Source organism: Methylobacterium sp., assembly GCF_019750675.1.
Taxonomy (GTDB): Bacteria; Pseudomonadota; Alphaproteobacteria; order Rhizobiales; family Beijerinckiaceae; genus Methylobacterium.
On the sequence record NZ_JAIEOF010000303.1, the window covers coordinates 1 to 1905 of the forward strand.

At 71.3% G+C, this 1905-nt stretch carries 2 protein-coding genes; both read left to right on the forward strand.

Going from position 1 to position 1905, the window contains the following annotated elements:
• Positions 1–652: ABC transporter permease (locus tag K2X24_RS16015; RefSeq protein WP_292499348.1), on the forward strand; the 652-nt coding region annotated here is incomplete at its 5' end.
• Positions 653–694: 42 nt separating this feature from the next.
• On the forward strand, positions 695–1905 hold a 1211-nt coding region (locus K2X24_RS16020; RefSeq protein ID WP_292499349.1), incomplete at its 3' end, for a M20 family metallopeptidase.

The window sequence follows — 1905 nt, forward strand, 5'->3', positions numbered from 1 at the left end:
CAAGCTCGGGCGCGACTACCTCAGCCGCCTGATCTACGGCAGCCAGATCTCGCTTCTCATCGGGATCGCGGCGGCCGCCATCTCGGGCGTGATCGGCACCACGCTCGGCATCTGCGCCGGCTATTTCGGCGGCCGGGTCGACGCGGTGGTGAGCTACATCGTGACCACGCGGCTCGCCATGCCGGTGGTGCTGGTGGCGCTCGCCATGGCGTCCCTCGTCGGCGGCTCGCTGAAGGTGGTGGTGCTGGTGCTGGGCTTCCTGCTCTGGGACCGCTTCGCCGTGGTCACCCGCGCGGCGGCCCGGCAGATCCGCGACCAGGACTTCATCGCGGCAGCCCGCGCCACCGGGTTCTCCCCGGCCCGCATCCTGTTCCAGGAGGTCCTGCCCAACATCCTCAACGCGCTGATCGTGGTGGCGACCCTAGAGATGGCGCACGCGATCCTGCTCGAAGCCGCGCTCTCGTTCCTGGGGCTCGGCGTGCAGCCGCCCCTGCCCTCCTGGGGCCTGATGATCGCGGAAGGCAAGCCGTACATGTTCTTCCAGCCCTGGGTCATCACCATTCCGGGCGTCGCCCTGCTGATCCTCGTCCTGGCGATCAACCTGCTGGGCGACGGCATCCGCGACGTCACCGCCCCCGAGGGGCGGCGCTGAGCGCCGCTCCCCATCCGACCCCACCCCATCCCGAGTGCAGCCATGTCCCGACACGATGCGATCGCGCGCGCCGCGCGCCACTACGACGAGGGCGGTTTCCTCAAGGTCCTGCAGGATGCCGTCGCCCGTCCGACCGAGAGCCAGACTTCCGGGCAATTGCCGAAGCTGCGCGCCTATCTCGCCGACTTCCTCGTGCCCCTGATCGCGCCGCTGGGCTTTGCCAGCCGCATCCTCGACAATCCGGACGGCACGCACGGGCCCTTCCTCATCGCCGAACGCATCGAGGGAGACGACCTGCCGACGGTCCTGATCTACGGCCACGGCGACACCGTGCGGGGCTACCCCGAGCAGTGGCGCGAAGGCCTCGACCCCTGGTCCATCACCATCGAGGGCGAGCGCTGGTACGGGCGCGGCACCGCCGACAACAAGGGCCAGCACATCCTCAACCTCGGGGCGCTGGCGGCGGTGATGCAGGCGCGCGACGGGCGCCTCGGCTTCAACACCAAGCTCCTGATCGAGATGGGCGAGGAAGCCGGCTCGCCGGGCCTGCGTGACCTCTGCCGGGCGGAAGCCGGGGCCCTGAAGGCCGACGTGCTCATCGCGTCGGACGGGCCGCGCGTCAGCGCCGAGCGGCCGACGATCTTCCTCGGCTCGCGGGGCGGCTACACCTTCGAGATGCTGCTGGATCTCCGCGAAGGCGCCCACCATTCCGGCAATTGGGGCGGCCTCCTGCGCAATCCCGGAACGGTGCTGGCCAACGCCATCGCCACCCTCGTCGACGGGCGCGGCACCATCCTGCTCGACGCCCTGCGCCCGCCCGCCATCCCCGACAACGTCCGCGCGGCGCTGGCCGACATCGCCGTCGGCACCGATCCGACCGCGCCGGCGATCGACGCGGATTGGGGCGAGCCCGGGCTGACCGCCGCCGAGCGGGTCTTTGCCTGGAACACCCTCGAAGTCCTGGCCTTCAAGACCGGCGACCCGGACGGCCCCCTCAACGCCGTGCCGCCGACCGCCAAGGCGACGCTCCAGTTGCGCTTCGTCGTCGGCACCGACTGGGAGGCGGTCCTGCCGGCCCTGCGGGCCCATCTCGACGCGCACGGCTATCCGATGGTCGAGGTCCGCGCCGCCCGCACCGAGGTCTTCCGCGCGACCCGGCTCCCCGTGGAGGACCCGTGGGTCGACTGGGCGCTGGCGTCGATCGCCGAGAGCACCGGCAAGCGTCCGGCCCTGCTGCCGAATCTCGGCGGCTC